Origin of the sequence: Lentzea pudingi (assembly GCF_014646255.1) — a bacterium.
GTDB lineage: Bacteria > Actinomycetota > Actinomycetes > Mycobacteriales > Pseudonocardiaceae > Lentzea > Lentzea pudingi.
This window is the reverse complement of record NZ_BMNC01000019.1, coordinates 1-24,707: the sequence shown is the minus strand read 5'-3', so window position 1 is coordinate 24,707 and position 24,707 is coordinate 1. Positions and strand designations below refer to the sequence as shown.

Below are 24,707 nucleotides of genomic sequence, written 5' to 3'. Positions count from 1 at the left end.
ACCTCATCAGAATCAACCGGCAGCGAGGACGAGTTCGTGCGGAAGGCGGCGGACGAAGGGCTGTTCCTCGACATGCGAAGGTCTGGGCGTGGTGGGCGGACACGGCTCACGAATCCGCAAATGCTCCTTGGTGGTGTGAGTCGCGGTGCCGAACGATGTCAAGGAAGCTTGTGGTGCGAGATCAGGGCGACGGCCCTACGGCTCTACGCCGACACCGGGAGCTCCGGGCTCGCGCCGCGGGCTGCGGCCAGAGAGATAGGACTGTCCGCCCAGGCGCTCCACCACTACTTCGACAATCGAGACGCCTTGGTCGCCGCGCTCGCCAACGACGGACTCCGCGCCGCCCCGTCGGCGATCGCCCGAGATCGCGACTCCGCGGGCACGGACCGACAAATCCGCGGTCGGCCCGCGGCGCGGCTTTGAGTTGGCCTGGGCGTGCTTCGAGGGCTGGACCCCCGCCCAGTTCATCGCACTGGGCGGCTCCGCTCACCTGCCGACCGGCGAAGGTTTTAGTGTTGACAGGTTCAGGGGGAACCGCCAGGGGGAGCTGTCGCGATGAACAAGAGACAGAAGACAGCTATCCACACGACCCCGGGGGAACAGAATGTGCTTACCCAAACGAATGGCCAGGCGTTCGGGCAGCGAATGTGGAAACTGCGCGATGCGCAGAAATGAGCTTTTTTCATCCTGATCTGGATGTGTTGGGTGGCAACGGTTCTGGTCGGCTGCGAGTTGGTGACGGTCGGCGTGGCGGGCTGCGGACATGGCGAAGCCGCTGGTAGCCGAGCTTTCGACCAAGAACGCTCGGGCAACCACCAGGGGCTTCACATGCTGTTCTATCGTGCTGCGCTGCCGTTGTCAGTTCGGACGGTGTCGTGGGTAACCGGTGTGATCCGAACACATCGCCGCCAGTCGGGCTCGGTGTGGCGCAAGCTCGAGCCGGGCCGCCAGGCGCTGCTGATGCTGGTCTACCTGCGCAAAGGCGAGTCGTTCGCCGAGGTCGGCGCCGGTTTCGGGGTGTCGGCCACGACCTGCTAGCGCTATGTCAACGAGACCGTCGGGTTGCTCGCCTCTCGAGCGCTGCGACTACGACAGGCACTGCGGGCCGCCCGCCGGCAGCGGGTGCCGCACGTGGTGCTCGACGGAACCCTGATCCCGATCGACCGCGTTGCCGCCGACAGGGCCTACCACTCGGGGAAGCACAAGATCCACGGAGTGAACGTACAGGTCATCGCCGCACCCGACGGCAGGATCCTCTGGGTGTCGGGTCAGCTACCCGGACACGTGCACGACACCGCCGCGGCCCGGATCTGGAACATCCTCCCCGCGCTGCGCACCGCAGGACTGGTTGCGTTGGTGGACAAGGGATATCACGGCTACGACCCGACCTGCAGGCATGTGATCACACCCTACAAAGGACGCGACAAACCCGACTCACAGAAGCAGGCCAACCAGGCTCACGCCCGGCTGCGCGGCCCCGGCGGACGAGCCCACGCCCAGCACAAGACCTGGCGCATACTACGGAAACTACGCAGCTGCCCACGCCGAACGTGGCAGCTGGCCAAAGCCATTCACGTCATCCATAACTACAACGCCACAACAGGATGAAAAAGGCTCAATCTTATATCTGCTTGGATGGAGAAGACAAATTGAGAATCGTTGCGCCGCTCTCGCGGAGCAGCGATTCTCGCCTCCGGCTGGAAATGCACATGGCAGCACGCGAAGTTCCGGGCGGCGTAGAGCACAGAACTCATGTCAGCAAGGTAAGGATGTCGGATCGGCCTTCTGAACCGCCGATCCGACATCCTATCTTCACCGAAGTCCTGAGAGGGGGGCTCAGGACTCGGGAAGTTCTATGACTGCAACCTATCCGCACCTCGCGCTGGTGTCTTCGTCCGTTCGAGGCGAAACGAACGAAGATCGAACTCGCGTTTACCAATGCCCGAGGTTGAAGTTCGGAGTCAGGGGTGGGTACTCGTCGAGCAGACTCAGCCAGCAGGTGGCGCTTCTCGCGTGCGCACGGCGATCGGATCGGTCAGCACGCGCACCTCCTGTATGGCCGAGTTCGCGCCCTGTCCAGCAGCTAGGTGCTTCGGGACGCCGCCGACAACAGTCGCAGTTCGCTGCCCCAGCAGTCTGCGCCAGTGCGTAACCCGGTCATCAACAACGACGAGAACCCGACTCGGCGGAGTGGAGCTCAGCCTGAACGCGCAAGCCTGAGCTGGGTCAGGTGCTGTGCTGGGGGAATCCGAATGACCCGCTCGTAGAACTCAGGTGGGTCATTCGGACTTTACGTGTTTTCGAGCTCTTTGAACCGGCCGCCTACTGCAGACGCTCTTAGTTGACGGCAGGGTGCAACATCAACATCAACATCAAAGGCTTCGCGTAGCCGCCATCTATCGCTCGTTTGTTCCACTGGCACACGTCTCGCGTTCGATGTGCGGCTCGCCCGCGTAGAAAGTCATCACCCCTTCGCTGGTTGCGCCGCTCCTGTCGCACTTTTCGGTGAAGACGCGAATCGCGTATCTGATGTGTTCAGGACGCGGTTCCAGGTCCGTGTCAACCGAGCCTTCGAGGAGTACGCAGCCAATCGACCTATCTTCTCCCCTTGTTACGACTGCGCGAAAACTTGACGGGGTGACCGTTTCCACTCGCGCGGCGTAGAATGGCGCATTCGTTGCAGGAGTCCTGCTGAAAGTGACATAGTCACCCAGGAGCACTCCGGGTGCCAGGTTCTCGCCGGTAGCTGAAACTTCTGCGGCAGACGCCGCGCCTGCGGTTGTGACGGATAGAGCGGTGAAAGCGGCGAGGGCTAAACTTGAAAACCGAACTTCGGCATCCTGAGCCCTTCTTTTGTCTTGTCTCGATACTATCTGAAACGTAGCCTGGAACCCAGCTTTTGCAATCGCGGTGATATTTCGAACAGTGGGTCACGCAGATGTCAGGTGTCGCTGGTGCATCGCCGATCGAAAGTCAATTCAATAACATATTGGCATCATGATACTGACTTCCGCGGGTCGAGAATTGGGCTGGAGAGTCAGGCTGGCAACTGAGTGGGTGACGCCAGGGATTCACCGGGCTTCAAGGCAGCCTGATGTTGTCGAAGGAGCCATTCAGATACCGTTTCGTCGGCTCGTCGAAGGTTGTGGATCGCCAAGTAGTTCATGTTCGTACAGCGATTTTGCACACACGAACACCTGTCCGCTCCCGTGGTGGTCTGCGGCATCACCAGGCTGTTGATCTTGAGCTTTCAACGACTCGGGCAAGCGTGAGAGCCATGCTGAGCGAGTGCCAGAGCGCGGGAGTGTGCGATCGAAATTGCCGCTTTCCGCGCCAGGAAAGAGTTCTCTTCGAAAGCTCAGTCAGCTAGAACGGTCGGTCTGAGTTTCTTGTATCGACCCGCGCGCCACGCTTTGGCCTCGGAGTAGTACCACCTTGAGAACCGCCGGTCCGACGCCCCGCCTGCCAGACTGCTCTCCAGTCCGACCTCCGCGAAGTCAACGACGAAGCGGTACGAGGGCGCGAAGGTCACCAGTCTCTCAGCCGAACGATAGATCTGCCCCTGGTGAGGTGTAGCCCGACTGCCGACCAGAGTCAGCGGACCACGGTCGAACCCGAGCCAACGCGGGATCTTGCCGCCGAAGAGAACATGTCGCTGCATCACCTTCCGCACTTCGCCCCACGGACGAGGAGCGCCGGACAGCGCTCGTTCCGCTACCTCGGCGAACAGCTCTTCTCGGGTTCGGCCGCCGAACCACGGCGACCGCTCCGCCATCACCACCGTGTCGAAGCTGGAGTAGAAGTCCGTGAACAAACCTGTCTCAGCAGCGAGGAAGTCCACAGCGGCGTGCCCGAGGGCGGGGCCGAACACCGTGCGCAGGAGTTCGTCGTAGAAGCGCTCGAATGCCTCCGCACCGCAGGACTCAGCGTCGTACCGACAATCCCATCCCCGGATGGCCTCTCCGTCGGGAGTGTCAGGCAGGAGGGGCTTGAGCACCTCGAGGAGCAGTTCCGCCTGCTTGGAATGAACATCGAGTTGGATTCGCTTCATGGTCTCGGAGTCAAGGTCGTTGCGCCCCGTGAGCAGCTCGGCGATGCGGTTCGCGCGATAGGTGCCCATCGCCGCGTTGATTACTTGTGCAGTGCCCAGGTCGTTCAGGTCGTTGTTGGCTGTCACCAGAAAGCCCTGCGATGGGTCGAGTGATCTCGGCAAAACGGCAGGACTGTGGAAGCCGCGCCAATCGTTCGCCGGGTCCCATCCCGGCACGGGCACCAGTCCGCTCCATCCTTCGCGTCGGATCGGCAGGAGGCCGGACATCTGATACCCGATGTGCCCGTCTCTGTCCGCGAGCACCCAGTTGAATGACGTTTCGATGGCACCTAGGTGTGCCATGCCCTCGGCGACCGTCCTCGCCTGCCACATCTCGACGATCGCCTCGGTAGACCGGGCGCCACTGTCTGCTCCAGACCACCGAGTCGACAGGTAGTAGCCGTCCTGGGTCGGGTCACCCTCCAGCACCCCGTGGTCATCGGTCTCCCAGAACGTGACTTCCTCGACGTCACCGCCTTTCTTGGCGATGGCCTCGATGCGTGCACGTAGTGGGAGCCAGTCGTCACCGCGGCGCACCTTCAGATCGCGGACTTCCTCGATCCAAGAGTCAGTGGCGTCGGCGAAGCTGTAGGTCGCGCCCCAAGCGAGGTCCGGCGTGCGCCCGATGAGCAGCCCGATGACTCCCGGCATGGTAGCGCCCACGGCGTACCGGTCGGGCGCCTGCACCATCACCTCGTACCAGAGCGCGGGCAGCTGACTGATGTCGAGGTGCGGGTCGTTGGCGAGCAGGGCCCGGCCGGAAGCCGTGTTCGCCCCCGACACCGCCCAGTTGTTCGACGCCATCATGCGAGCTCCGGCCGCGAGCGTGCTCACTTGTTCTGGGACGACGCGCTCAGTCAGATGAACCTTTCGCAGCAGCTCGAGATCCAGTCCACCCAGCCTCCCTGGGAACAGTGCCTCCAAGAGCTCAGCGGGCAGTCCTCCCTGAACAAGTTCCACGATCCAGCGCTCCAACTCTCCCTGCGACTGAGCGAGAGTGAGATAGCCGCTCATCCGTGACAGCAGGATGCTGTCCTCGATCCGCCACGGCTCAGGGCGGTTGCGCAGCAGGCGCATCTCCCATGGCACCGACTTTCTGAACGCGTGATTCACGCCGCCGGCATATGCGGCGGCCAGGGCGCGCGCTCGGGGACTCAGGCGGTCTCGAGTCGTCGTGAGGCCTCCATGCCAGTTCATCCTTCGGACAAACCTGTCCGTTTCGACGAGCGAGGAGTCGAGCACCTCTGCCGCGCGACCACGGCCGATGATGCGCATGAACAGCATCTGGAGCCCGCGGTCATGCGCGTGAGCAATCCCCAGCCCGCGATAGATGCCGATCTCGTCGACAGCTTGAACGTGCATTACGCCGCTGCGGTCGCGGTGGAGCTTCACCAGTTCATCGCTGTGAATGGTGCCACGCGTCCGCCGGTTCCTAGTCACTGCGAGGTGTCCCCTTCGTGATGCGTCGGCATGGCGATTGCCGCAGCATGACGAGAGCACGTTCGGTGATCAAGCGTTCGACGAGCCGGGAATTTCAGCTGACTGTCCTGGGCGATTCGCACAGCAGAACTCGCCGCTGAGAGACCCGAGTGGGGGTGTCACGGTCGAGGGCGCGCATGATCATGCGCTGGGCAGTGCGGGCTTGGTCGCGGACGTCGTGTCCTCCCCGACCGGTCGCCGACCACTGCGCGGTCGACAAGGGAAGTCCGTCGAGTTTCCGGAGACGGCAGCATTTGTACAACTGGCGATGGTCGTCTTGCCAGTGTGAAGGGCATGGGCCGGGACTCCGCTCGCGGAGACGGAACTGCTGCGGTCGAGAAGGGCTCGACTTCTTCTCCCACGCTGCTGTCCTTCCAGATCCATGTGCTGACCTCCTCAACGGAGTTCGAGGTCGTGCTCGATGTCGGCGGCGCACCCGGCGAGCGCTCTGATCCAACCGGGAATCCGGTCGCGGCGGAAGCGGATGCTGGGCATGGCGATCGCCACTCCTGCGATCGGGCGCCCTTGGGAGTCGCAGACAGCGACTCCCAAGGCGACCAGTCCAGCCTCGGTGCTCTGGTTGTTGATCGCGAAGCCGCGGGTGCGGACCAGCGTGAGCTCGCGACGCAAAGATACGAGATCCGCGTCGCTGGAATCCTCGTAGAGCGCGGTGACGTCGGCGGGCCGCATCGCGGCGAGGATGGCTTTTCCGCACGAGGTCAGCCGTGCGGGCAGCGTGTGGCCCGCACGGCTGCCAACGCGGAGAGTCTGCGTGCACTCTGCGGTGGTGACGAACCTGGCCTCGGTGCCCGCCAGCACGACGAGGTTGACGGACTCCTGCACGGCGGCCATCAGAGCGTGCATGTGAGGCACGGCCACTTGTCGCAGCAACGCGACGGGCGCGCGCGTTGCTGCAGCCGGGCGGAGCGCGGCGCCGGCCTCGTAGGACCGGTCTGGCCGCTGTTCGGCGTAGCTGCGGTAGACCAGCATTGAGAGCAGGCGGTGTGCAGTGGACGCCGAGACTCCCAGTCGGTCAGCAGCTTCGCTGACCCTCAGCGGACCTTCCTGCTGAAGCAGCGTCGCGAGGTGCAGCGCGTGGTCCACCGACGCGATCGGATAGGGCGGCTTGTTCTTCACAGCAGAAAAGGTAGTCCCACTTTCCAGAATCGTGCCAACCTGTCGAGGAGCGAGCATCTCTTCGCAAGCCCCAGGAGCACAGCAGTGACATCGACACCTTCACCGGTGCGCGTCAGGTCCACCGGCGCCGCTGACCAACCAAAGCCCAGCGCTGAAATCGAGGCGCTCTACCGTGACTTCGAGTCGGCGATGCTGGTTCCACTGTGGACGGAGATCGGCGACCTGATGCCGCTCCACCCGATCTCCAGCGCGCTGCCGCACCTGTGGCGGTGGCGGAACCTCCTGCCCGTTGCCGAGAAGGCGGGCGAGCTGGTTCCCGTAGGGCGTGGCGGCGAACGTCGGGCGATCGCGCTGGCCAACCCAGGCCTGGGCGGGCGTCCGTTCGCCACCCCGACGCTGTGGGCCGCGATCCAGTTCCTCAACCCCGGCGAGGACGCGCCGGTCCACCGGCACACCCAGCACGCGTTCAGGTTCGTGGTCGAAGGTGAGGGCGTCTGGACCGTCGTCGACGGAGACCCGGTCGCGATGCGCCGCGGCGACTTCCTGCCTCAAGCCGGGTGGAACTGGCACGGTCACCGCAACTTCAGCGACCGCCCCATGGCATGGATCGACGGCCTGGACATCCCGTTCCAGCACCACATCGGCTCCACGTTCTTCGAGTTCGGTTCAGAGACGGCTGAGACCGACGAAGCACCGCCCACTTCACGCGCCGAGCGGTTGTGGGGGCATCCTGGCCTGCGCCCGCTGACGCACCTGCGACCCACGTCCGCGACCCCGCTGCTGGCTTACCGGTGGGAACACACCAACCGTGCGCTGTCGGAGCAGCTGGCGCTGGAGGCAGAGGGCTACGCAGCGACTGTCGCACCTGGACACGCTGCCGTCCGTTACACGAACCCGACCACCGGTGGAGACGTCCTGCCCACGGTCCGCACGGAGTTTCACCGGCTCGCACCGGACACGGGGACCGCCTCTCGGCAGGAGGCCGGCTCGTCGGTGTTCCAGGTGTTCGAAGGAACCGGCGAGGTCACCGTCGGCGACGCGTCGTGGACCGTTGAACGGGGTGATCTGTTCGTCGTGCCTTCCTGGCAGCCGTTCAGCGCATCGACCGAGCACGGCCTGGACCTGTTCCGGTTCAGCGACGCCCCGATCTTCGAGCAGCTGCACCTCGACCGCAGGAGCGTGTCATGAAGCTGGCGACCGTGAGCACCGAGCACGGATTTCGTGTAGTTGCCGCCAAGGCGAACGGATATGTCGACCTCGGCCCCGGCGACGTGGGCAGCCTGCTGGCCAGCGGCGGCCTGCCACCTGCCGCCGACGGCGAAGTCCTGGAGATCGACCCCGCCCGATTCGCTCCGGTGATCCCGAACCCAGGCAAGATCATCTGCGTAGGGCTGAACTACCGCACTCACATCATCGAGATGGGACGCGCCCTTCCGACCCGCCCGACCCTGTTCGCCAAGTACCCGGAGGCTCTCATCGGTCCACATGAGACGTTGGTGCTGCCGCCGGAGTCCGAGTCGGTGGACTGGGAGGCGGAGCTGGCGGTCGTCATCGGGCACCGGGTGCGGCGGGCCGACGGGGCGACTGCGGAGAACGCCATCGCCGGGTACACCGTCATGAATGACGTCACGCTGCGGGACTGGCAGTTCCGCACGCAGGAGTGGTTGCAGGGCAAGACGTGGGAGGCGACTACGCCCCTGGGTCCCCACCTCGTGACCCCGGACGAGCTCTCGTCCGACGCCGTGATCAGCTGCGCGATCGACGGTGAGATCGTGCAGAAGTCGACCATCGCGGACCTGTTGTTCAGCCCGGTGGATCTCGTCAGCTACATCTCGACGATCTTGACTCTCAACCCCGGCGACGTGATCGCCACCGGCACTACGAGTGGTGTGGGACATGCCCGCACACCACCGCGCTACTTGCGGCACGGCCAGACCATGGTCACGCGAGTCGAGGGCATCGGTGAGATGGTCACACCCGTGCGGCGGGCGTCATGACACCGACTCGGCAACTCCGCTGGATGGCCGAGGGCCACGAACTCTTCATGTCTCGGCTCTGGTCGATCGACGACGAGCAGCTCGCCAGGCCGAGCGGACTGCCAGGATGGTCCGGTAGGCATCTGTTGTCCCACATAGGACACAACGCGCGTGCACTCGGCCGTTTGGCACATTGGGCAGCGACTGGCGACCCGACACCGATGTACCCGAGTTCGTCCGCCCGTGCCGAGGAGATCGACACGGGCGCTGATTGGCCGCTGCCAAGGCTTCGTGAATTCGTTGCCGAGGAGCAAGAACGGCTCGCTGCTGCCTTCGACCTGATCACTGGTGAGCGCTGGGAAGCGGAGGTGATCACGGCACAGGGACGCATTGTGCCGGCCAGCATCATTCCGTGGCTGCGCGCTCGCGAACTGTGGATCCACGCGTACGACCTCCAGCTCGGTGGTGACTTCGCGTTCATGCCAGAGGATTTCCTCGGTGCTCTCGTGGAGGACGTCCTGACGCATCGACGCACCAGGCAGACCATCGAAGTGGAGGTGTCCGGTCCCCCGGCGGACTTGGCCCGATGGCTCACCGGCCGCGGCGCCTCCCCTCGGCTTCACCTGGCCGCGGGCTTCGAACTTCCGAAGCTGCCACCGTGGCTGTGATCCTTTTAAGACGATCATGAGCGCCGCCGTGCAACCGACATGGGTTCCGTTCCGGCTGCAGAGGTCAACTTCGACGTCCCGCGCCTCGGTCGTGCTGAAACGGCGATCGCCTGGCGGGCCAGGCCGTTCGTGGAAGATGGAGTCACTGGACCATCGCCGAGCACGCCAGGCGCGCGGCGCGGCCGAGATGCAACATCCGCTGTCGAGGGCGGCGTGGGATACTGACTAACTTGAGTTTTAACCTGTCCGGCGGGGTCGTGGGTTGTTCGATCTGGTCTTGTTGCCGCGTTTGGGTTTCTGTTTGTTTGCGCTGGTGACGGTGTGGACGTCGTGGCGTGTTGCGGGCTGGTGGTTGGGCAGTCCCGTGGGGCGTCCTGGGCCGGGTCGTGAGGGTTTCGGGACACGGGCCGGACAGGCCAGTTGTGGACGCAGGTTCCGAAACCCCCGGCGGATCCGTGCCGGGCTCAGTCGCTGGGCCGGTCTGGGTTTCTCCCAGGGGTGTCGCAGATCGATGGCGTGATCGCGGGCGAGGCGGAGCTGGGTGAAAGCAGTCAGCAGCAGCCAGGTCCAACGGTCGGCCGCGTCGGGTGAGCGGAGCTTCGGTGTAGTCCAGCCGAGGGTTTGTTTGAGCATGCGGAAGGTGTGCTCGATATCGAAGCGGCGCAGGAACGCCTGCCAGGCCAGATCGACCTCGGCGTGGATGAGGCTGGTGCGGGAGTGCCAGAGCTACACGGGTTTCGGGATCGCGCCGGAGGGCAGCCGCTCGACCTGCAGGAGGATCACAGTGCCTTCCAGGATGGGAAGGTCTCCGGTATGCCTCGCCCAGGCGGTGCGGGAGGTGAGCTTGGGGTGTAACCGGTCCCAGGCCCGGATCAGCGCCGGTCCGTAGAGCCGGGTCGTGGTCTCGAGGGTGATATCCGGCTCGCCCCAGGTGGCGGGGTCGCCGAAGGCGAACTCGTCGCTGTGGCGGCGAGGCCGGCCCGGGCTGGGGCCAGGCCGCAGCGGCGGCGCGGGCCGGCGCAGCACCCGGTCCGACCGCATCCGCACCAGCACGACGACCGGAAGATCGGCCAGCATGTGAGCGAGCCGGGGTCCGTCGTAGCCGGCGTCGGCGACGAGCAGGATCTCTGGATCCCCTGGCGACCAGTGCCCGGCGGTGATCAGCCTTTCCGCGATGTCGCGGATCTGCCGGGCGGTCACGCTCGCGGCGTCGTCTCCGGGCGCGAGCCGGACCGCGTCCAGCGGCGCGGTCCAGGAGTGTCGCCCGCTCTCCAGGGCGACGACGACGGAGTAGGGCCAGCCCGGCACCATGATGTGCTGGTCCTTGCCCCGGCCGTAGGTGTGACACAGGATCCGTTGCGGGCACGTGTGTGCTTCCGGGCGCAGCCAGCAGGTGACGTCCACCGCCAGCACCAGCCGCCCGTCCGCGGCGCGAGGCAGCGGCACCGCCGCCAGAGCGGTGCGTAACCGGTCGAAGTCCACCCGGCCCCGGGCCAGCGCGGCGTAGCCGCTGCCATGCCCGCGGCGATGCTCACCGGCCAGTGACAGCTCCGCGACCGAGCGGACCGGCCCGTCCGCACACAACACAGCGTCGGCCAGCTCGAACAACGCGTCCGCACGCCGCGTCAGACACCGGTAGAACTCCTGCCGCAACGCCGACAACTCCCCGACCGCGGCGGCGTCCTGGGCATGGTGCACACTGATCAACTGAAGCCCTTGGTCTCGATCTTCGTCTGTCGCAAGAAGAAGAATCGACCAAGGGCTTCACTCATGATCAACCAGGGTGATGACCAACCCCTCAGAGGTTAAAACTCAAGCTAGGGCGTGTTGCCAGAGCTTTGCTATGAGCGTGTGGGGTTGGAAGACCATGTCGGTGCCTGACAGCCAGCAGTTCGTGGTCCGCTCGGCGCGACGGGGAGACGCCGATCAAGTCTGGCCTTTGGCGAACGACTTCGCGACGTCGTTCGTTCCAGAACGAGGAGCGTTCGACAGGACATGGCATCGGCTCAGCGACGCACCCGGCACTCTGGTCGCTGTCGCCGAGGCGGTGGGGGTGCAAGATCGTGGGCTATCTGCTGGCCAACAACCACCTGACCTTCCTGGCCAACGGTCCTGTCGCCTGGGTTGAGGAGTTGATGGTCGAGAGTCACCGCAGGTCCGGCGCCGGCCGAGAATTGATGGGCTACGCGGAGAACTGGGCAAGCGAGAGCGGCGCTGCCTACCTCGCCCTCGCGAGTCGGCGGGCTGGCCCCTTCTACCTCGCACTCGGCTATGAGGACTCGGCCGTCTTCTCAGGAAGACCTTGGTGTAGTGCTACGGCGTCACGCTGATGCTGGCGGCAAGCCAGTGGAGCGTCCCGGCCGGTCACCGAGACCGGGATCGAGCGGGCTCATCGGGTGAACGCGTTGTTCGACGTGCACCATGACGATCCGGAGCTCGGCCACCGGTTCCTGGCCGACGGAGTCCGCGACGCCGGCCTGTCGACGGGGGATCGGACAGCGTGGCGGATCTGCTCGTCCATGGGAAGCTTTCGCGTTGCTGCAGAATAATGTTCTCGACTGGCGCACTTAGTACACCGGAGACGAACTCCGGACCGCGATCGTCACCTGGATCGAACGCACCTGCCGCCGTCACAGACGCCAAGTCCCCCTTGACCGGTTGACCCCCATCGAATACGAAGCAATCATGATCACGCCAACCAGCCAGGCCGCGTGACTACCACTGTCTCTTGCTCGTGCAGCAGACACCTGGCACTTACCTGAGAGTTCGATGCGCAATCGCTTGGCGATGGACGTGACAGAGGCAGGCTCGATGTTCGACCGCCCAATCGTACAGACGAACTTGATGACGACCGTGAATGGTGCGCAACGCGGAACAAGTCGGAGACGTCTGTCCTCCAGCGACGGACCCGACGACAAGGCTTGGTACGGTGGCGTCACGGGGTCCGCCCCGAACACCGTGCTCCTGGAGTCGGCGGCGGGCGTTGGTGAAGGCGTCCGCACCGGTCTGGCCTCGGTGGTAATCGGCGGCCTGATGATGACCCAGATCCGTCGAATCCCGTGGCAGGAGATGGACTACACGATCCCGGTCTTTCTCACGATCGCGATCATCCCGTTGATCGAACGTTTGCCGAACGCGCGGTCCCAGCTAACCTGAGAACGTCGATGGTCACGATCGGCAACGCTGCCCGGTTTCCGGCACCCCCAGGCCGAGCTGGGCGCAGGTGGGGTCGTCTTCTCGCTTGCCCAAGGCGGCGACCCCACCCTCCTGCTCTCGTTGCGCAACGAGACGCGTGAATCTGGCGGCTTTGAGGTGGAATCTGCAGATCGACTGCGATCTCGTCACTCGTGATCATCGGGTGCATGTCACGGCGCATGTGGGCCTGTTCGGCGATGATGAAGGTGTCTTTGGAGTCGCTCTTGCCCCGATGCGTGATGGACGGCCCGGGACCTGGAGTATGTGTACTTGGCGGCGCGTTGGTGAGGGTGTGTCGGCTTGGTCATGGGTTTGGCCTCCGGGTGCGGTGGTGATTGCGAAGTCAGTCACCACGGCCAGAGGCCTCGATGGGACACGCTAACGCCCGCCTGACCGTGCATCGACGCTTGGTCCGGGTTTCACGGGTCGCCGGGGGCAGGCCGGTCGCTCACGTGGTCAAGGAGCCCGGTGTCTCGCGGCAGTGCGCGTATCGCTGGGTCGGCCGGTTCCGTGACGAGGGACTGGCAGGTCTGGCCGATCGGTCCAGCGGGCCGCACCGCACGCCGTCGCGGACCTTGGCCGAGACCGAGCTGAGGGTCGTGGCCGCACGCGGCGACATGCGCTGCGGCTCGGCACGGATCAGCGCCCGCACCGGCCTCCCGCCCGCACCGTGTCGAGGGTGCAGGCACGGCGTGCCGCGCCTGCACGGATGCGATCCGCTGACCGGGCAACGCATCCGCGCCACCCGCCACACCACCCGCCGCTACGAACATCCGCACCCTGGTGACCTGCCGCACCTGGACGTCAAGAAGATCGGCACGATACCGCCCGGAGGCGGCTGGCGCGCCACCACTCCCGGCTCGCCTACGCCGAGATCCTCGCCGACGAACGCGGCACCACCTGCGCCGGGTTCCTGCTCCACGTCGCCTGGTTCGCCGACCAGGGCATCGGGCGCGTTCACCGTGTCCTGACCGACAACGCCAGGAACTACCTGATCTCCCGCGACTTCGCCGCCGCCATCACCACGATCGGCGCCCGCCACAAGACCATCACACCGCATTGCCCCTGGCAGAACAGCACAGTCGAGTGATTCAATCCGCACCCTGCAGGCCGAGTGGGCCTACCGCGAGGTATTCCTCGACAACCCCGCCCGATCCGCAGCACAGGCGCCCTGGCTCGACCACTACAACACCGAACGCGGTCACCACGCACTCAACGGACACTCACCCAGCAGCCGCGTCCAGTCACCAACCTCATGACCAAGTACATCTAGAGCGGATGTCGGCCGCGCCGATCGGCTGTGCGCCGCCGGCGTTGAGCTCTGGCCGCCGCCTTCGTTGCTGGACACTCGACGTCGAGGACTCTGGTTGCTCTCCGCGGCGATCACCACGCAGCGGTGATCGCCTGGTCCGCGTCTGCATCGGCTCCGCTCGATTGGCCGCCGAAATTCTCGCTGACGCACCGGTGCGCACTTTGCCCTGGGCGCCGGGTACAACCTGGACCGCCGAGGAACCAACGACTCAAGACACGTAGTGGTGATCTGTACAACGCTGCACGGTCCGGTTAGTGGCGTCCCGCTGATAGGAGACTGGCCGAATTGGCACCCCACCGACAGCGCACTCAGGGGAGCAACGCTTGAAATCCGTGGATCTGAGGAGAAGGGCGTACTTTGCGGACGCCGACATCGCCCGGTTCCGCGAGGAGCTCGACGAACATCGGCACTGGCTGGTGATGTGGTTCTCCTCGGCGATCCTGCCGCTGCGGGCGCGCAAGACCCGGAACCACTTGGCTGATCAGGGAACTGGATCACATCTCATCGGCCCTGCCCGTCGAAACGGATCAACCCCGCAGCACAACTCCTACCGAGTCAAACACGCAGCCGACCAGAGCATCCGCCACGCCAGCCCGGTCGCTCCTGCTGGCCCGTCCATGCGCGCCAACCCAGCGACCAGCAGAACATGGTTGGCCACGATCAGTGATGGTCGAGTTGTAGCTGATGTCGACACTTTGCCGGGCGACCTGGACGGCGGTGTAACGCACATCTGCGGGGAGTTCGACCGGCTTCGTCGTGGTGGTCTCGTCATGCTGACCAAGAGCACGGGCTTCACCCTTGCACTGCCGAGCGCGGACGCCAGCATTATCCTGCTGGAACCGATTGGAACGCACCTGACAACGCAAACTTCATCACGACTGCGTCAGCCAACGATCATAGGTAGTTCAAAATGACAGAATGGAATGTTGTTCAAGCAAGCATCGAAAGGTCCTCGCGCTAAGCAGAGCTTCTGCGGGCCGCGTTTATCGAGTTTGAGTCGCTATACACGCCAGAAGGATTCGCGGCTACGGTCATCGATCCGTTGCGGGTCAGGCGGCGCATGGCCAGCGGCGCAACTTGGGTTGTCGTGGAGGAGGGTGCTGTATGCGGTACTATTTCGGTTGCGCGAAACATGGAGTGCGCATACATAAATGGCATGGCCGTACCTCCTTCGCAACGTGGGCGGGGCCTCGGTCCCGCGTTGTTGGATAAATCCATCTCCTATGCGGAAGTGCACAATTGTGAAAGCGATAGACCGTCAACTACGCCATTCCTCAAAGCGGCGATTGCTCCCTATCGAGCTTCTGGCTTCACGGTCGATCACGCTTCCCGCAAGAGCGATCTGCATGAAAAGCCACTGATTCACATGACCAAGTATCCTCCTGTCGTGAAAGGGAATTAAGCGGTGAGGTTCATTTGGGAGTAGTTGATCATAAGTGGGATGCGAAAACCTCGCTCCGAATGATCGTTTCGCCTATAGGCGCGAGCGGACCGTTCGCATTGATGACAGGTTGTCGTCATCAATGAGCAGCGGTTGCCGAGGTGACCCTGCGAAACAGCTTGGACTCGGTGCACTCTTGAAGGCCGTGCAAGCCCACCGAACATCGACGCGGCGAAGTGCTCCGGGCACCGACATCGCCGTTACCTTGTGGTGCGTTACGCAACATTGGCTCGGTAATGGGGCCAGGTTCGGACGGGGGAGTCAGTGGCGAACTCGGTCTTGGGCTGAGTGCTGCGCCAGTGGATGTAGGCGGCGATCTCGGCGACTGCTAGGTCGGTGCCGTTGAGTGTGAAGCAGCGCAGCGTGACCCCTGAAGGACGTCCGCGGCGAGATGCTGCATCACGGAGATCGCCGCACCGGGCACCCAGGTCGCAACGCCTCCGCCAGCACCCGATCACTCCAGTTCGGCGCCACCATCACTCGCATCGACGATCCGCGAGCGAGCACGGACCGGACGCCTTCCAGGGCCCCGGTCTGGAAGCCTGGTTCAACTCGATCTTCGCACGGCCGCCTGTAAGCTCGACCCGAGTCGTGTCGGTGAGGCGGCCATCGTGGTCGACGGTCTGAGGACCTCGGCGGCGATCTTGAGCGACATCGACCTGCCGTTGGCGTTCGCGCCGGTGAGCACAGTCAGGCTTGGCACCCTTCAATGTGAGGACGCGCAGTACGCGCGCTCGCACCGCTTCGAAACCTGGTCGAGGAGCACCTCGCCGAGACAGCCAGGCAGCCAGGCCGGAGCGGGGTTCACTGCCGGCGGGCGGATCACCGATGTGCTGCCCTTTTCGCGTGCTAGCGTGCGGCGTGGTCGCGGTACAGCGCGCCGGGCTGGAACTGGGCCGGCCGAGTTTGCCGTGCACTGGCGGGATCACGTCGATCAGCAGTATCCGCAGGACGCGGCAGCCGGCAGCTTGACCGCGCCTTGCAGCAGCAGGCTTACCGAGGGCATGCACACGAAGATCAAGCTGCTCGAGAGGCGGGCAAACCTACGGCGTGGCCAGCTTCAGCCGGCCACGCAAGAGAATCTCTCGTCGGCTGAGTCCGCCGTCGGCACGGCTCCATCCTTCATCACGCAAGCAAGGATGGAGCCGAATGTTTATGAACCCGCGCCGCCGACAATATAGACGTTCGATTGCCAAGTACACGTTGACAACACGAGCGTTCGACGAACTGGCCCTGCGGCGCGTCTTGACAAGATATCGCGCAGATGGCGATTCTCTGTCCTAATCAACAAACGTTGCGCGGCGAAGGCCTGCAAGAGTGGCCTCGTTGGCGAGCGGCGAGTACATGAAGCAGCTGCAGGGCAGTCTCGCGCCTGATCGTGCTCACCTGACAAGCTCCAATGCCTGTCGACTACTCGCAGTGCGGACATAGGGGATCTAGGCATGAAAGCAGTGTGAAAACGAGTTCTCTGGCAACTTTCTGCAGCGCCGCATTTCGGTCGCCGAAGACAGTCGGAGCTGTCTGGCCTAGCTCACCCCGGCTGGCTGCTCGTCTGGCAGCCGTCGTACCTTCGGTTGGTGATCCCACCATTGTGGAACTTGGCCCGGGGACGGGTGCGGTCAGCGCCGCGATCGAGGAGAGGCTTCAAGGCAGGGGGCGGCACATCGCTCTGGAATCCGACCCTTCGATGGCCCACTTTCTCCACCGGAAAAATCCGCGCGCGAAAGTCCACCTCGCTGATGCGGTTGACCTGGGCAGCATATTGGCTCGAGAACGGCTCGCCGACGTGGACGCGGTCGTATCAGGCTTGCCGTGGGCACTCATCTCGGCTGACAAGCAAAAGCGCATCCTCGGGCAAATCGCTCATTCGCTCGCGCCATCAGGGGTATTCACCACTTTCGCATATGTCCACGGGCTCGGGCTGACCGCAGCTCGACACTTTGGCCAGTCCTTGCGCTCTGCATTCGACGAGGTCCTGTCAACCCGCACGGTATGGGTAAACTTTCCGCCTGCCATCACCTATGTTTGCAGGCGACCTCGGCGGGCTGCGTCAATTGAGATCTCCGCCTGACTGCGCTTTTGGTTCTTCCTATGCGAAGGACGTCGTAGGGTGTCTGGCCCCGATAGCCAGTGTCTGCACCGAGCCTCATCTCGGCACATCGGCTTCGGCGACATGGTCCGCTCCGGCGGGCTACTCAGTCACGGTCAGAGCGACCTTTCACCGCACCGCATTCGCACCCGCCGGACCTAGCGCCTTCAGCTGTCGCTCAGCAGGCTCGTGCTGTATCCAGATGCGGATATGACGATCGCAACCAGCAGACACTCTCGTTTGGTGTTCTTTGTTCTACCGGTGGAACTGGTCCAGCGTGTTCGACCGAGCACATCTTCCAGTAGGACGAATTTTGCTTGCTGCGGTGCAGGCAGCGCGACAGGAACTCCATGAAAGTGGCAGACGGCAGCGCTGCAATCGAATATCAGTGCCTGGACAGTGCGCCACAACGTGACTGCTCAAGCCACCCCTGCTGATGGCCGCTAGCCTTTTCTGGCAACGTCTGGAGGTGCCGGACCAGGTCGATCGTGTGTTCTGGACGGCCTGGTCCGGCACCCATGTTCCCGGCCGTGCAGGCGCCTGTGGGAGATCCGACGACAACCTGGAAAGTACAGTCCGGACAAGGCCAGATTAGCTAGCGACAAGCGATGCGTCTTCACTTCATTGTCACGTCTGGGACGAACATGAGTCTGGCGAGACGCCGCATCGCTCAGCGGCACCAGTCGTATCGAGTTCACAAGATGTGTCGAAGTCCAGGTGTCTTCAGGCAGTGTTCACCGCGCTGACAAGGCGACCCAACCCAACGCTCTCAATGAATGGACTGGTGTCGGTACGCAGTGGTGGTTGAGAGAGTTAGGTGTGCGTGGCGAGATCGGGTCGAGTGAGATGAAGGTCGATCTGGCGTCAGATCGGCAAGCCGCCCGGCTCGCTGTTCACAGTCCGCGAACACCACAGAGGGGTCGCTCTCAGGCCCGCGCTGGAAGTCTGATCATGGCTGAGCTACAGGAGATTTCAGACCGACTTTGTGCTTGGCATCGGAGAGGTCACCTCAGGTCTCTTCAGTGCAGCCGGCCACGACCGTCACAACGCGCCCCCATCCACGAGCAGTTCGCAGGCACGCTTGATGTTGGCGCTGCTGGCGTTCTCCGAGTTGATGAAGGGTAGATGTTCACCGAGGCTCTTTCGGCCACCACACAGACACTGCTGAGTGATCTCCGCCTCGAACTCCCGCAACAAGACGCACTTCCAGGAAAGTCCCCGAACTCAGATATCCAACAAGACGAGTCAGTCCCAGAAGCCATCGATCCTTCGCACCGGCATCGTTGCCGAGTCTTGTGGCCTGGCGACGCGAGGGCCGCCGGCGGTCAGCCTAGGGTCCCACCGGCGACGGTGAGCCGAGCTGGGCCAAGAGGGTGGCTACTCGGCAGTTACCCGCGTGCGTTGCGCCGCCACCAGCTGCGCCCGCATCGCGAGCCCCGCGATGTGTTGTTCGACGGAGACGCTGGAGTGCCATGGCTGTTCATCCACCTCGCCAGTATCGAAGCCTGCCCTCGGTCAAGCGTCTACCGATCGTGGCCAGCGGTGTCGGCGCCCGGCACGCGATCACAAAGGCGACCGGCTGGTAGTTGTTCGACACGACCGAGTAGATCGGCCGCGAGGCTTTCGGCACCGATTGAGCCGAGATCGAGGAGCCTCAGGTCGGGCATCTCGCCCGTGCAGCCGCCGATATCTACCCCGAACTTGAGATGTTCCGCGCATCGACGACTGTGCTGAGACCGTTCTCCCGCAGCAGGGATGCGACGGAGATACACGTTCTCGGTCAGGTGTTCGTGGCGGCTCGGTCAACGGATTTCGGTGCGGTGAGCTCGATCGCTACGCGGACGAACTCCCGGATGGCTGGTGAACGGCTGCCCGCGGGCCAGACAATGGACATGAGGTACGGACTGGCGTCTTCGACAGGCAGATAGACGATATCCGTACGGGGATTGCGCTGTGCCACGGTCCTCGGAATGAGAGCCACTGCCTGGCCGAGGCCGACGACTTCGAGCAATTGGGCGGTGTCGCCGATGGCCGGGCCTGCAGATCCGGCGGACCGCACGCCGACGCCTGCGACGTCCTGACCCGACCAGTAGGCTCGTTCGGCGGAGGTCTCGTTCGGCCAGCGTGGAAATGGCAGGTCGGCGAGGTCGGCGCAGTACAGGCTGGTGCGGTCGGTCAGCGAGTGCCCGACCGGGAGAGCGGCGACTCTCCTTTCTGTCGCCAGCTGCTCGCTCTCGAGTCCGCTGTCGTTGTAGGGCGAACTGGTCAACGCCATGTCCACGGCGCCGGTGCGCACCAATTCCGCTTGGCCGCGGTAACCGCTGACGACGATGTCCACTTCTGGCACGCCGGGTGCCCGGTACGCGTCGACGATGCGGTCGAGCAGCCCGGATGCGACTCCCGGTTTGGCGGTCACTTTCAGCCTCTGTGCGGCGCCGGCCGCGCGGCGGGTGCGATGGGTTGCCGCGTTCACCGCGTCGAGCGCCGCGCGCGCTTCGGTGAGCAGCGTCCGACCAGCGTCAGTCAGCGTCAGGCTGCGGCCGCCGCGCACCATCAGCTGCACGCCCAAGCGGTTCTCGATCTGGCGAATCGCCCTCGACAGTGGCGGCTGGGCGATGCCTAGCCGTTCGGCTGCGCGCGAGAAGTTGAGCTCCTCGGCCACCGCCACGAAGTAGCGCAGTTCACGCACCTCAAGCACGTCCATACTTCCAAGGTATAGCACCTGACCGGCTCGGTCTTTCCGTTCTTGGCACCCCCGATGGTCGACTTGGGTCACACGGCGATTTGCCGGTTTCCTACCAGTTCGATGATCAAGGAGTGTGTATGCGAGCGAGGTATCTGGTCAGCGCAATGGCGACACTCGCCGTTGTCATGACCGCCGGAGCGGGCTTGGCGTCTGGCGGCGAGAACGTCCAGGCGCCGCGATCTCCGAAGGGCGCACTGCCCGATGTGATCAACGCCAGCGCGCCGTCGCTCCACCCTGAGGGAGTCGCGTGGGATCCGGCGCGAAAGTCGTTCCTGGTCGGCTCAGTGCGACACGGAACGGTGTCGGTCGTCGGTCTCGACGGGCAAACCCAGACGCTCGTCAACGAACCGAGGATCGTGTCCACGGTAGGGGTGCACGTCGATGTCAAGCGCAACCGGGTGCTGGCGGCGTATGCGGACTACGGCGTCGGTACGCGGTCCACTGAGGCCACAGCTTTCACCCAGGCCGGGCTCGGGATCTTCGACCTGACGACGGGCCGGACGCTGCACCTGGTCAACCTCGCCATCGGCCCAGGTCCCCACGTGGCGAACGACTTCGCGCTCGACCCCGCGGGCAACGCCTACGTCACCGACACCGCGTCGGACAAGATCTTCAAGGTCGACGTGAACGGACGCGCGTCCTTGCTGGCCCAGGACCCCCGCTTCACCGGTCCGGCCGGTGACGGGCTGAACGGCATCGTCTGGCACCCCGGCGGCTACCTGCTCGCCGTGCGCTACGACACCGGTTCACTCCTGCGGATCTCGTTGCGTGATCCCGTGAGCATCGTTGAGGTCCGGCTGGACCAGCCGCTGGTCGGTGGAGACGGCATGCTGCTGCGCCCGGACGGCACGCTCGTCGTCGCGACGAACGCGCTGGGCCAGAGCCTTGAGGGAACCGTCCGCGAGCTGCGGTCGCGCGATGGGTGGGCGTCGGCCACCACGACGCGAAACGTCTCGCCGTGGACGGATCCGGTTCCGTCCACTGTCGCGCTCACCTCGAACGGCAGCTACGTGATCAGCGGTCGGATCGACCTGCTGATCGGCGGCACGCTGACTGACGAGTTCACTCTGCGCCGCTTCTGACCAGCCCAGGGTGTCACAACCCTCTGGCACCTGGTCCTGAGCCAACAACCCTCTGGAGAACGACCATGATCAAGATTCGTAGCTTCCTCGCGGGCAGTTCCAGTTTGGCGGCCGATTACGGGTTGCTGGCCCTGCGTCTCGGCGTCGCCGCGGTGTTCATCGCCCACGGTGCCGGGGACATCTTCGAAGCGGGAGTGTCCAACAACATCGAGAACTACCAGGGCGCGGGGATCCCGCTGGCGGCGCTGGCGGCGCCGTTCACCGCCTACATCCAGTTCCTCGGCGGCATCCTGATCATCCCCGGTTTCCTGACTCGGCCGATCAGCGTTGGTTTCCTCGTGGTGATGGCGGGTGCGCTGATCTTCGTGCACCGAGGCGAATCTCTGGTCATGGGGCAGGACGGGAGCGGAGCCGGGTTCGCGTTCATCATGGGCGTGGCAGCCCTGACGCTGCTGCTGCTCGGGCCCGGCCGCTACAGCGTAGATCACCTGGTTTTCGGGCATCAGGCAAAGCAGTCCACCCATGCCTGAAAGCCGAGTCCGGGGCGGCGCAGTGCGACCGATCTTCGTCGCACTCGCCGTTCTGGGCGCCATCAACCTGACAGCGTGCAGTACGCCCGACACGGGGGCTGCAGCCAACAGCGGCGCTACGACTGGCAGCGCGCCTGGCGAGTCAGCGCCGGGGACGGAAGCCTCCGGTAACAACCTGCTTGCCCGATTGCGCAGCGGCGGCACGGTGGTGGTCATACGGCACGCCGCTACGGATCGGACTCAGCAGGACGTGGACGAGCGCGGCGACGGCCGCCGAGTCGACTTCGGTGACTGCGCGACCCAGCGCAACCTCAGCGATCAGGGGCGGTCGGACGGCCGGAGCATCGGCATGGAAGTCCGTGACCTCGGCATTCCAGTGGCGGATGTATGGGCTAGCCCGTACTGCCGGTCGAAGGAGACCGCGGACCTGGCGTTCGGGCGGGCTGAGGTGGTTCCTGGTCTCGAGCGGCTGTATCCGCAACGGGACGAGGTGGCGGACCGGGCACTGAGCGAGCGCATCCGTGAGCAGTGGCCCGCCGGTGGCGAACCGAACCTGGTGATCGTCAGCCACGGCGTCTACCCGAGCGTGCTGGCGCCCGCCGTTACCCTAGGTGAGGGCGAGGCGGCCGTGTACGGCGGGCGCGGCGACGCGGTGGAGTTGCTCGGCCGCCTGACGCCTGGCGATTGGAGCAAGCTTGAATGACGGGCGATCGACTGAGAGCAAGATATTCTGGGTGCTGCGGGTGGCGGTGGCGGCCGAGTTCATCGGCCACGGCGCCTTCGGCGTCATGGGTAAAGACGGCTGGCTCCCGTACTACGCCGTGTTCGGCATTGAGGACTCCCTCGCCAGGAACCTCATGCCGATCACGGGGCTCATCGACATCGCGCTGGGCGTCCTCGTCTTGCTGCGGCCGACGCGCCTCCCGCTGGCCTTCATGGGGATGTGGGGGCTGTTCACCGCGGCACTGAGGCCGTTGGCGGGTGAGGGTGTCTGGGAGTTCCTGGAGCGTGCCTACAACTTCGGCGTTCCGCTCGGCCTGCTCCTGCTGGCCGGTCTGGGCTCGTCGTGGAGTTCGTGGCTTGGTCGTATCCGCCAGATACCGCGTTTGGACCCGGCGCGCGCCAGGCGGTTCGGCTGGGGATTCCGGCTGGTCATCTCGATCTATCTGATCGGGCACGGAGGCCTGGGTGTCTTCTCCGACAAGCCATCGCTGATCAGAGGATACGACTCGGTCGGTCTGACGAACCTGGTAGCCGATTCGCGCACCCTCAATCTGACGGTGGGCCTGTTCGAGATCGGCGTGGGGCTGCTGGTACTCGTGTACCCGGCCTTCTGGCTGTCCGTGTTCGTCGTCATCTGGAAGTTGGTCACCGAGCTCTTGTTCGTGACCATGGGAGCCCGAGGCGCGTGGTTCGAGGTGATCGAACGCGGCGGAGCCTATGCTGCTCCCGTCGTTCTGATCTTGTTGATGTCGATCATCCGCGGAACGGCAGGCTCAGGCGGCGCTAACAGTGTGGTGCGCGGTTTCCTCAGGTCGGTGCGGCGACGCATGTCCACGCTCCGGATGTTCGCAGTCGTTGTCGGCGTCATGGCCGTCACTGCCTGCGCCACGCCGGCTCCGCCGACCGGGACGCTGACGTCCGAAGCGGCGCGAGACAGCACTGGCTCAAGGGAGGCGGACCGGGAGCTGCCGGTGGACGAGGTGCTGCTCAGCGTCGTGTCGATCGAGGCACAGCACAGCAATGGTGACGTGATCGGCACCGGGTTCCGCGTCGCGATTCCAGGCATCGTCGTGACCAACGCGCACATCGTTCGAGACGCCGCTGAGGTCACGGTCGTCATACCCGATGGGACGCGGCGCACCGGACAGGTGCTCGGCAAGGCGGTCGAGCTCGACATCGGGGTGGTGCGGGTCGACGACGGTGGGTTGCCGCCGCTTCACTCCGGGTCCGGACTGGCTGGACTTCGGGTTGGCGACCAGGTGTTCGCAGTCGGTTCGTCTGGTCCGAACACCCTCGCCACGGCGACGGTGACCGCGCTCGCCCATGAGATCCGGGTGGGGAGCGAGTCGCCGCAGGCCGCACTGCGAACGGACACCGCTCTTGATCCACGCCTGACTGGAGGGCCTCTGCTGAATAGGCGAGGCGAGGTCGTCGGGGTGACCACCGTCGTCGCCGACGACGATTCAGGTGATGGCTTCGCCATCCCGGTCACCGATGCGCGTGCTGCGGTCTTCCGCATCGTGGGAGACCGCTGACCGGAACTGTCGGCGTGGCCCGACTGTCTCGGGTCAGAGGGACCACCGCGGCCACCCTTCGGCCGAGGTGAGCCGTCTGGTGGGGGAGCAGGCCGATCTCGCGGAACCTCGCCGAGGCGATCGTCTTTGCGGCCTGCGGCAAAAGCGCAGCTGATCGGGCCTTCCGCGGCCGGCGCAGGTGTGCTGCCGGTGCAGCGTCCAGCACCTTGGACGCTGCGCCGGGACCTGCGCTCGAGGAAAGGCGCGGCTGTGGGCCAGCCGCCCCAACCACTCCCTGTCAGCGCTCACGTCAGCGGGGTCCACCGCCGCCGGGCAGTGGGTGATCTCCCATTGGCCGATCTTCTCGACATCGAACCCGAAAATGCCCTGCCGCTGGTCGGTGTTGCCACCACCCACACCCGTCGACCACGAGGCAGGGTCTTCAGCGTCGCCCCAGCCGGTCGCACAACCGTCCGAGCTGGTCGAACGCGCCACCCGCCGCGGGCATACCGACCATCCCCAGTTGCACCGGTTCGATCGTGAACACAAGCGCCAGCGGGGCCGGGAGCCGCGGCTGCGGCGAGCATCGTGAAACGCAGAAACGCACCCAGACCGCGTATATAGGTCGAACTGACCTTTACATCGTTGGAACAACGATGCAAATTTAGCGCCTGAGAGCGCGTCCACGCATAGCCCGCCGTGTAGGAGCCAACGATGTCTCGCAT

17 protein-coding genes and 3 pseudogenes are annotated in these 24,707 nt (G+C 64.6%); 16 read left to right on the top strand and 4 right to left on the bottom strand.

Features of this window, described 5'->3' with window-relative positions; genetic code table 11:
- The first annotated feature begins 72 nt into the window (after nt 1-72).
- Together IEY88_RS45635 and IEY88_RS37985 are read left to right on the top strand one after the other, a co-directional pair.
- Complete coding sequence (locus IEY88_RS45635; protein ID WP_373294269.1) at nt 73-423, top strand: TetR family transcriptional regulator; 351 nt, start codon at nt 73-75, stop codon at nt 421-423.
- Nucleotides 424-828: 405 nt separating this feature from the next.
- A pseudogene (locus IEY88_RS37985) lies at nt 829-1,608 on the top strand (transposase family protein).
- A 1,750-nt stretch (nt 1,609-3,358) separates the two neighbouring features.
- On the opposite strand, the gene IEY88_RS37980 reads toward IEY88_RS37985, so the two are convergent.
- A complete protein-coding gene (locus IEY88_RS37980) occupies nt 3,359-5,482 on the bottom strand; it encodes a penicillin acylase family protein (RefSeq protein ID WP_189159765.1) in 2,124 nt (707 codons plus the stop codon).
- A gap of 483 nt (nt 5,483-5,965) precedes the next feature.
- Entirely contained in the window at nt 5,966-6,706 is a 741-nt protein-coding gene (locus IEY88_RS37975) for an IclR family transcriptional regulator (protein ID WP_189159764.1), read from the bottom strand.
- A 105-nt stretch (nt 6,707-6,811) separates the two neighbouring features.
- Here IEY88_RS37975 and IEY88_RS37970 point away from each other — a divergent pair, with 105 nt between their 5' ends.
- The 3 genes from IEY88_RS37970 to IEY88_RS37960 are packed head-to-tail and all read left to right on the top strand — an operon-like array spanning nt 6,812 to nt 9,350.
- A complete protein-coding gene (locus tag IEY88_RS37970) occupies nt 6,812-7,894 on the top strand; it encodes a cupin domain-containing protein (protein ID WP_229694157.1) in 1,083 nt (360 codons plus the stop codon).
- Entirely contained in the window at nt 7,891-8,703 is an 813-nt protein-coding gene (locus IEY88_RS37965) for a fumarylacetoacetate hydrolase family protein (RefSeq protein WP_189159762.1), read from the top strand. The genes IEY88_RS37970 and IEY88_RS37965 overlap by 4 nt, the downstream gene beginning before the upstream one ends.
- A 23-nt stretch (nt 8,704-8,726) precedes the next feature.
- A complete protein-coding gene (locus IEY88_RS37960) occupies nt 8,727-9,350 on the top strand; it encodes a maleylpyruvate isomerase family mycothiol-dependent enzyme (RefSeq protein WP_189159761.1) in 624 nt (207 codons plus the stop codon).
- Between the two features lie 726 nt (nt 9,351-10,076).
- Here the strand turns inward: IEY88_RS37960 and IEY88_RS37955 are convergent.
- Nucleotides 10,077-11,048 (bottom strand): transposase, encoded by a 972-nt coding sequence (locus IEY88_RS37955; RefSeq protein ID WP_229694156.1) that lies wholly within the window; start codon nt 11,046-11,048, stop codon nt 10,077-10,079.
- Nucleotides 11,049-11,227: 179 nt separating this feature from the next.
- On the opposite strand from IEY88_RS37955, the gene IEY88_RS44645 reads away from it, so the two are divergent.
- From IEY88_RS44645 to IEY88_RS37920, 7 genes and pseudogenes are all read left to right on the top strand, one after another.
- Nucleotides 11,228-11,680, top strand: coding sequence for a GNAT family N-acetyltransferase (locus tag IEY88_RS44645; protein WP_308426048.1), 453 nt, complete (start codon nt 11,228-11,230; stop codon nt 11,678-11,680).
- 598 nt (nt 11,681-12,278) lie between these two features.
- A pseudogene (locus IEY88_RS37945) lies at nt 12,279-12,485 on the top strand (NCS2 family permease); the annotation flags it as partial.
- A 428-nt stretch (nt 12,486-12,913) separates the two neighbouring features.
- Nucleotides 12,914-13,804: pseudogene (locus IEY88_RS37940) on the top strand (integrase core domain-containing protein).
- A 376-nt stretch (nt 13,805-14,180) separates the two neighbouring features.
- Nucleotides 14,181-14,771 (top strand): hypothetical protein, encoded by a 591-nt coding sequence (locus tag IEY88_RS37935; RefSeq protein WP_189159760.1) that lies wholly within the window; start codon nt 14,181-14,183, stop codon nt 14,769-14,771.
- Between the two features lie 56 nt (nt 14,772-14,827).
- Entirely contained in the window at nt 14,828-15,259 is a 432-nt protein-coding gene (locus tag IEY88_RS45630; RefSeq protein WP_373294268.1) for a GNAT family N-acetyltransferase, read from the top strand.
- A 650-nt stretch (nt 15,260-15,909) separates the two neighbouring features.
- Nucleotides 15,910-16,479 carry a hypothetical protein gene (locus tag IEY88_RS37925; protein WP_189159758.1) on the top strand — a complete coding sequence of 190 codons (570 nt, stop codon included), beginning with the start codon at nt 15,910-15,912 and terminating at the stop codon, nt 16,477-16,479.
- Nucleotides 16,480-16,697: 218 nt separating this feature from the next.
- On the top strand, nt 16,698-17,369 hold the full coding sequence (locus tag IEY88_RS37920; RefSeq protein ID WP_189159757.1) for a class I SAM-dependent methyltransferase: 672 nt from the start codon (nt 16,698-16,700) through the stop codon (nt 17,367-17,369).
- 1,798 nt (nt 17,370-19,167) lie between these two features.
- Here the strand turns inward: IEY88_RS37920 and IEY88_RS37915 are convergent.
- Nucleotides 19,168-20,091, bottom strand: a complete 924-nt coding sequence (locus IEY88_RS37915; protein ID WP_189159756.1) for a LysR family transcriptional regulator — start codon at nt 20,089-20,091, stop codon at nt 19,168-19,170.
- Between the two features lie 119 nt (nt 20,092-20,210).
- On the opposite strand from IEY88_RS37915, the gene IEY88_RS37910 reads away from it, so the two are divergent.
- The 4 genes from IEY88_RS37910 (at nt 20,211) to IEY88_RS37895 (ending at nt 24,003) form a co-directional block, all read left to right on the top strand.
- Nucleotides 20,211-21,215, top strand: coding sequence for an SMP-30/gluconolactonase/LRE family protein (locus IEY88_RS37910; RefSeq protein ID WP_189159755.1), 1,005 nt, complete (start codon nt 20,211-20,213; stop codon nt 21,213-21,215).
- Between the two features lie 65 nt (nt 21,216-21,280).
- On the top strand, nt 21,281-21,745 hold the full coding sequence (locus tag IEY88_RS37905; RefSeq protein ID WP_189159754.1) for a DoxX family protein: 465 nt from the start codon (nt 21,281-21,283) through the stop codon (nt 21,743-21,745).
- A complete protein-coding gene (locus IEY88_RS37900; RefSeq protein ID WP_189159753.1) occupies nt 21,738-22,448 on the top strand; it encodes a histidine phosphatase family protein in 711 nt (236 codons plus the stop codon). Before IEY88_RS37905 ends, IEY88_RS37900 begins: the two co-directional genes overlap by 8 nt.
- A 31-nt stretch (nt 22,449-22,479) precedes the next feature.
- Nucleotides 22,480-24,003 carry a S1C family serine protease gene (locus IEY88_RS37895; RefSeq protein ID WP_189159752.1) on the top strand — a complete coding sequence of 508 codons (1,524 nt, stop codon included), beginning with the start codon at nt 22,480-22,482 and terminating at the stop codon, nt 24,001-24,003.
- Nucleotides 24,004-24,707: the final 704 nt, after the last annotated feature.

What these genes read in the sequence shown, in the direction of transcription:
- IEY88_RS45635 (WP_373294269.1), top strand. Translation starts at nt 73, where the DNA reads ATGCGAAGGTCTGGGCGTGGTGGGCGGACACGGCTCACGAATCCGCAA.
- IEY88_RS37965 (WP_189159762.1), top strand. Translation starts at nt 7,891, where the DNA reads ATGAAGCTGGCGACCGTGAGCACCGAGCACGGATTTCGTGTAGTTGCC.
- IEY88_RS37960 (WP_189159761.1), top strand. Translation starts at nt 8,727, where the DNA reads ATGGCCGAGGGCCACGAACTCTTCATGTCTCGGCTCTGGTCGATCGAC.
- IEY88_RS37920 (WP_189159757.1), top strand. Translation starts at nt 16,698, where the DNA reads ATGCCTGTCGACTACTCGCAGTGCGGACATAGGGGATCTAGGCATGAA.
- IEY88_RS37915 (WP_189159756.1), bottom strand. Translation starts at nt 20,091, where the DNA reads ATGGACGTGCTTGAGGTGCGTGAACTGCGCTACTTCGTGGCGGTGGCC.
- IEY88_RS37910 (WP_189159755.1), top strand. Translation starts at nt 20,211, where the DNA reads ATGCGAGCGAGGTATCTGGTCAGCGCAATGGCGACACTCGCCGTTGTC.
- IEY88_RS37905 (WP_189159754.1), top strand. Translation starts at nt 21,281, where the DNA reads ATGATCAAGATTCGTAGCTTCCTCGCGGGCAGTTCCAGTTTGGCGGCC.
- IEY88_RS37900 (WP_189159753.1), top strand. Translation starts at nt 21,738, where the DNA reads ATGCCTGAAAGCCGAGTCCGGGGCGGCGCAGTGCGACCGATCTTCGTC.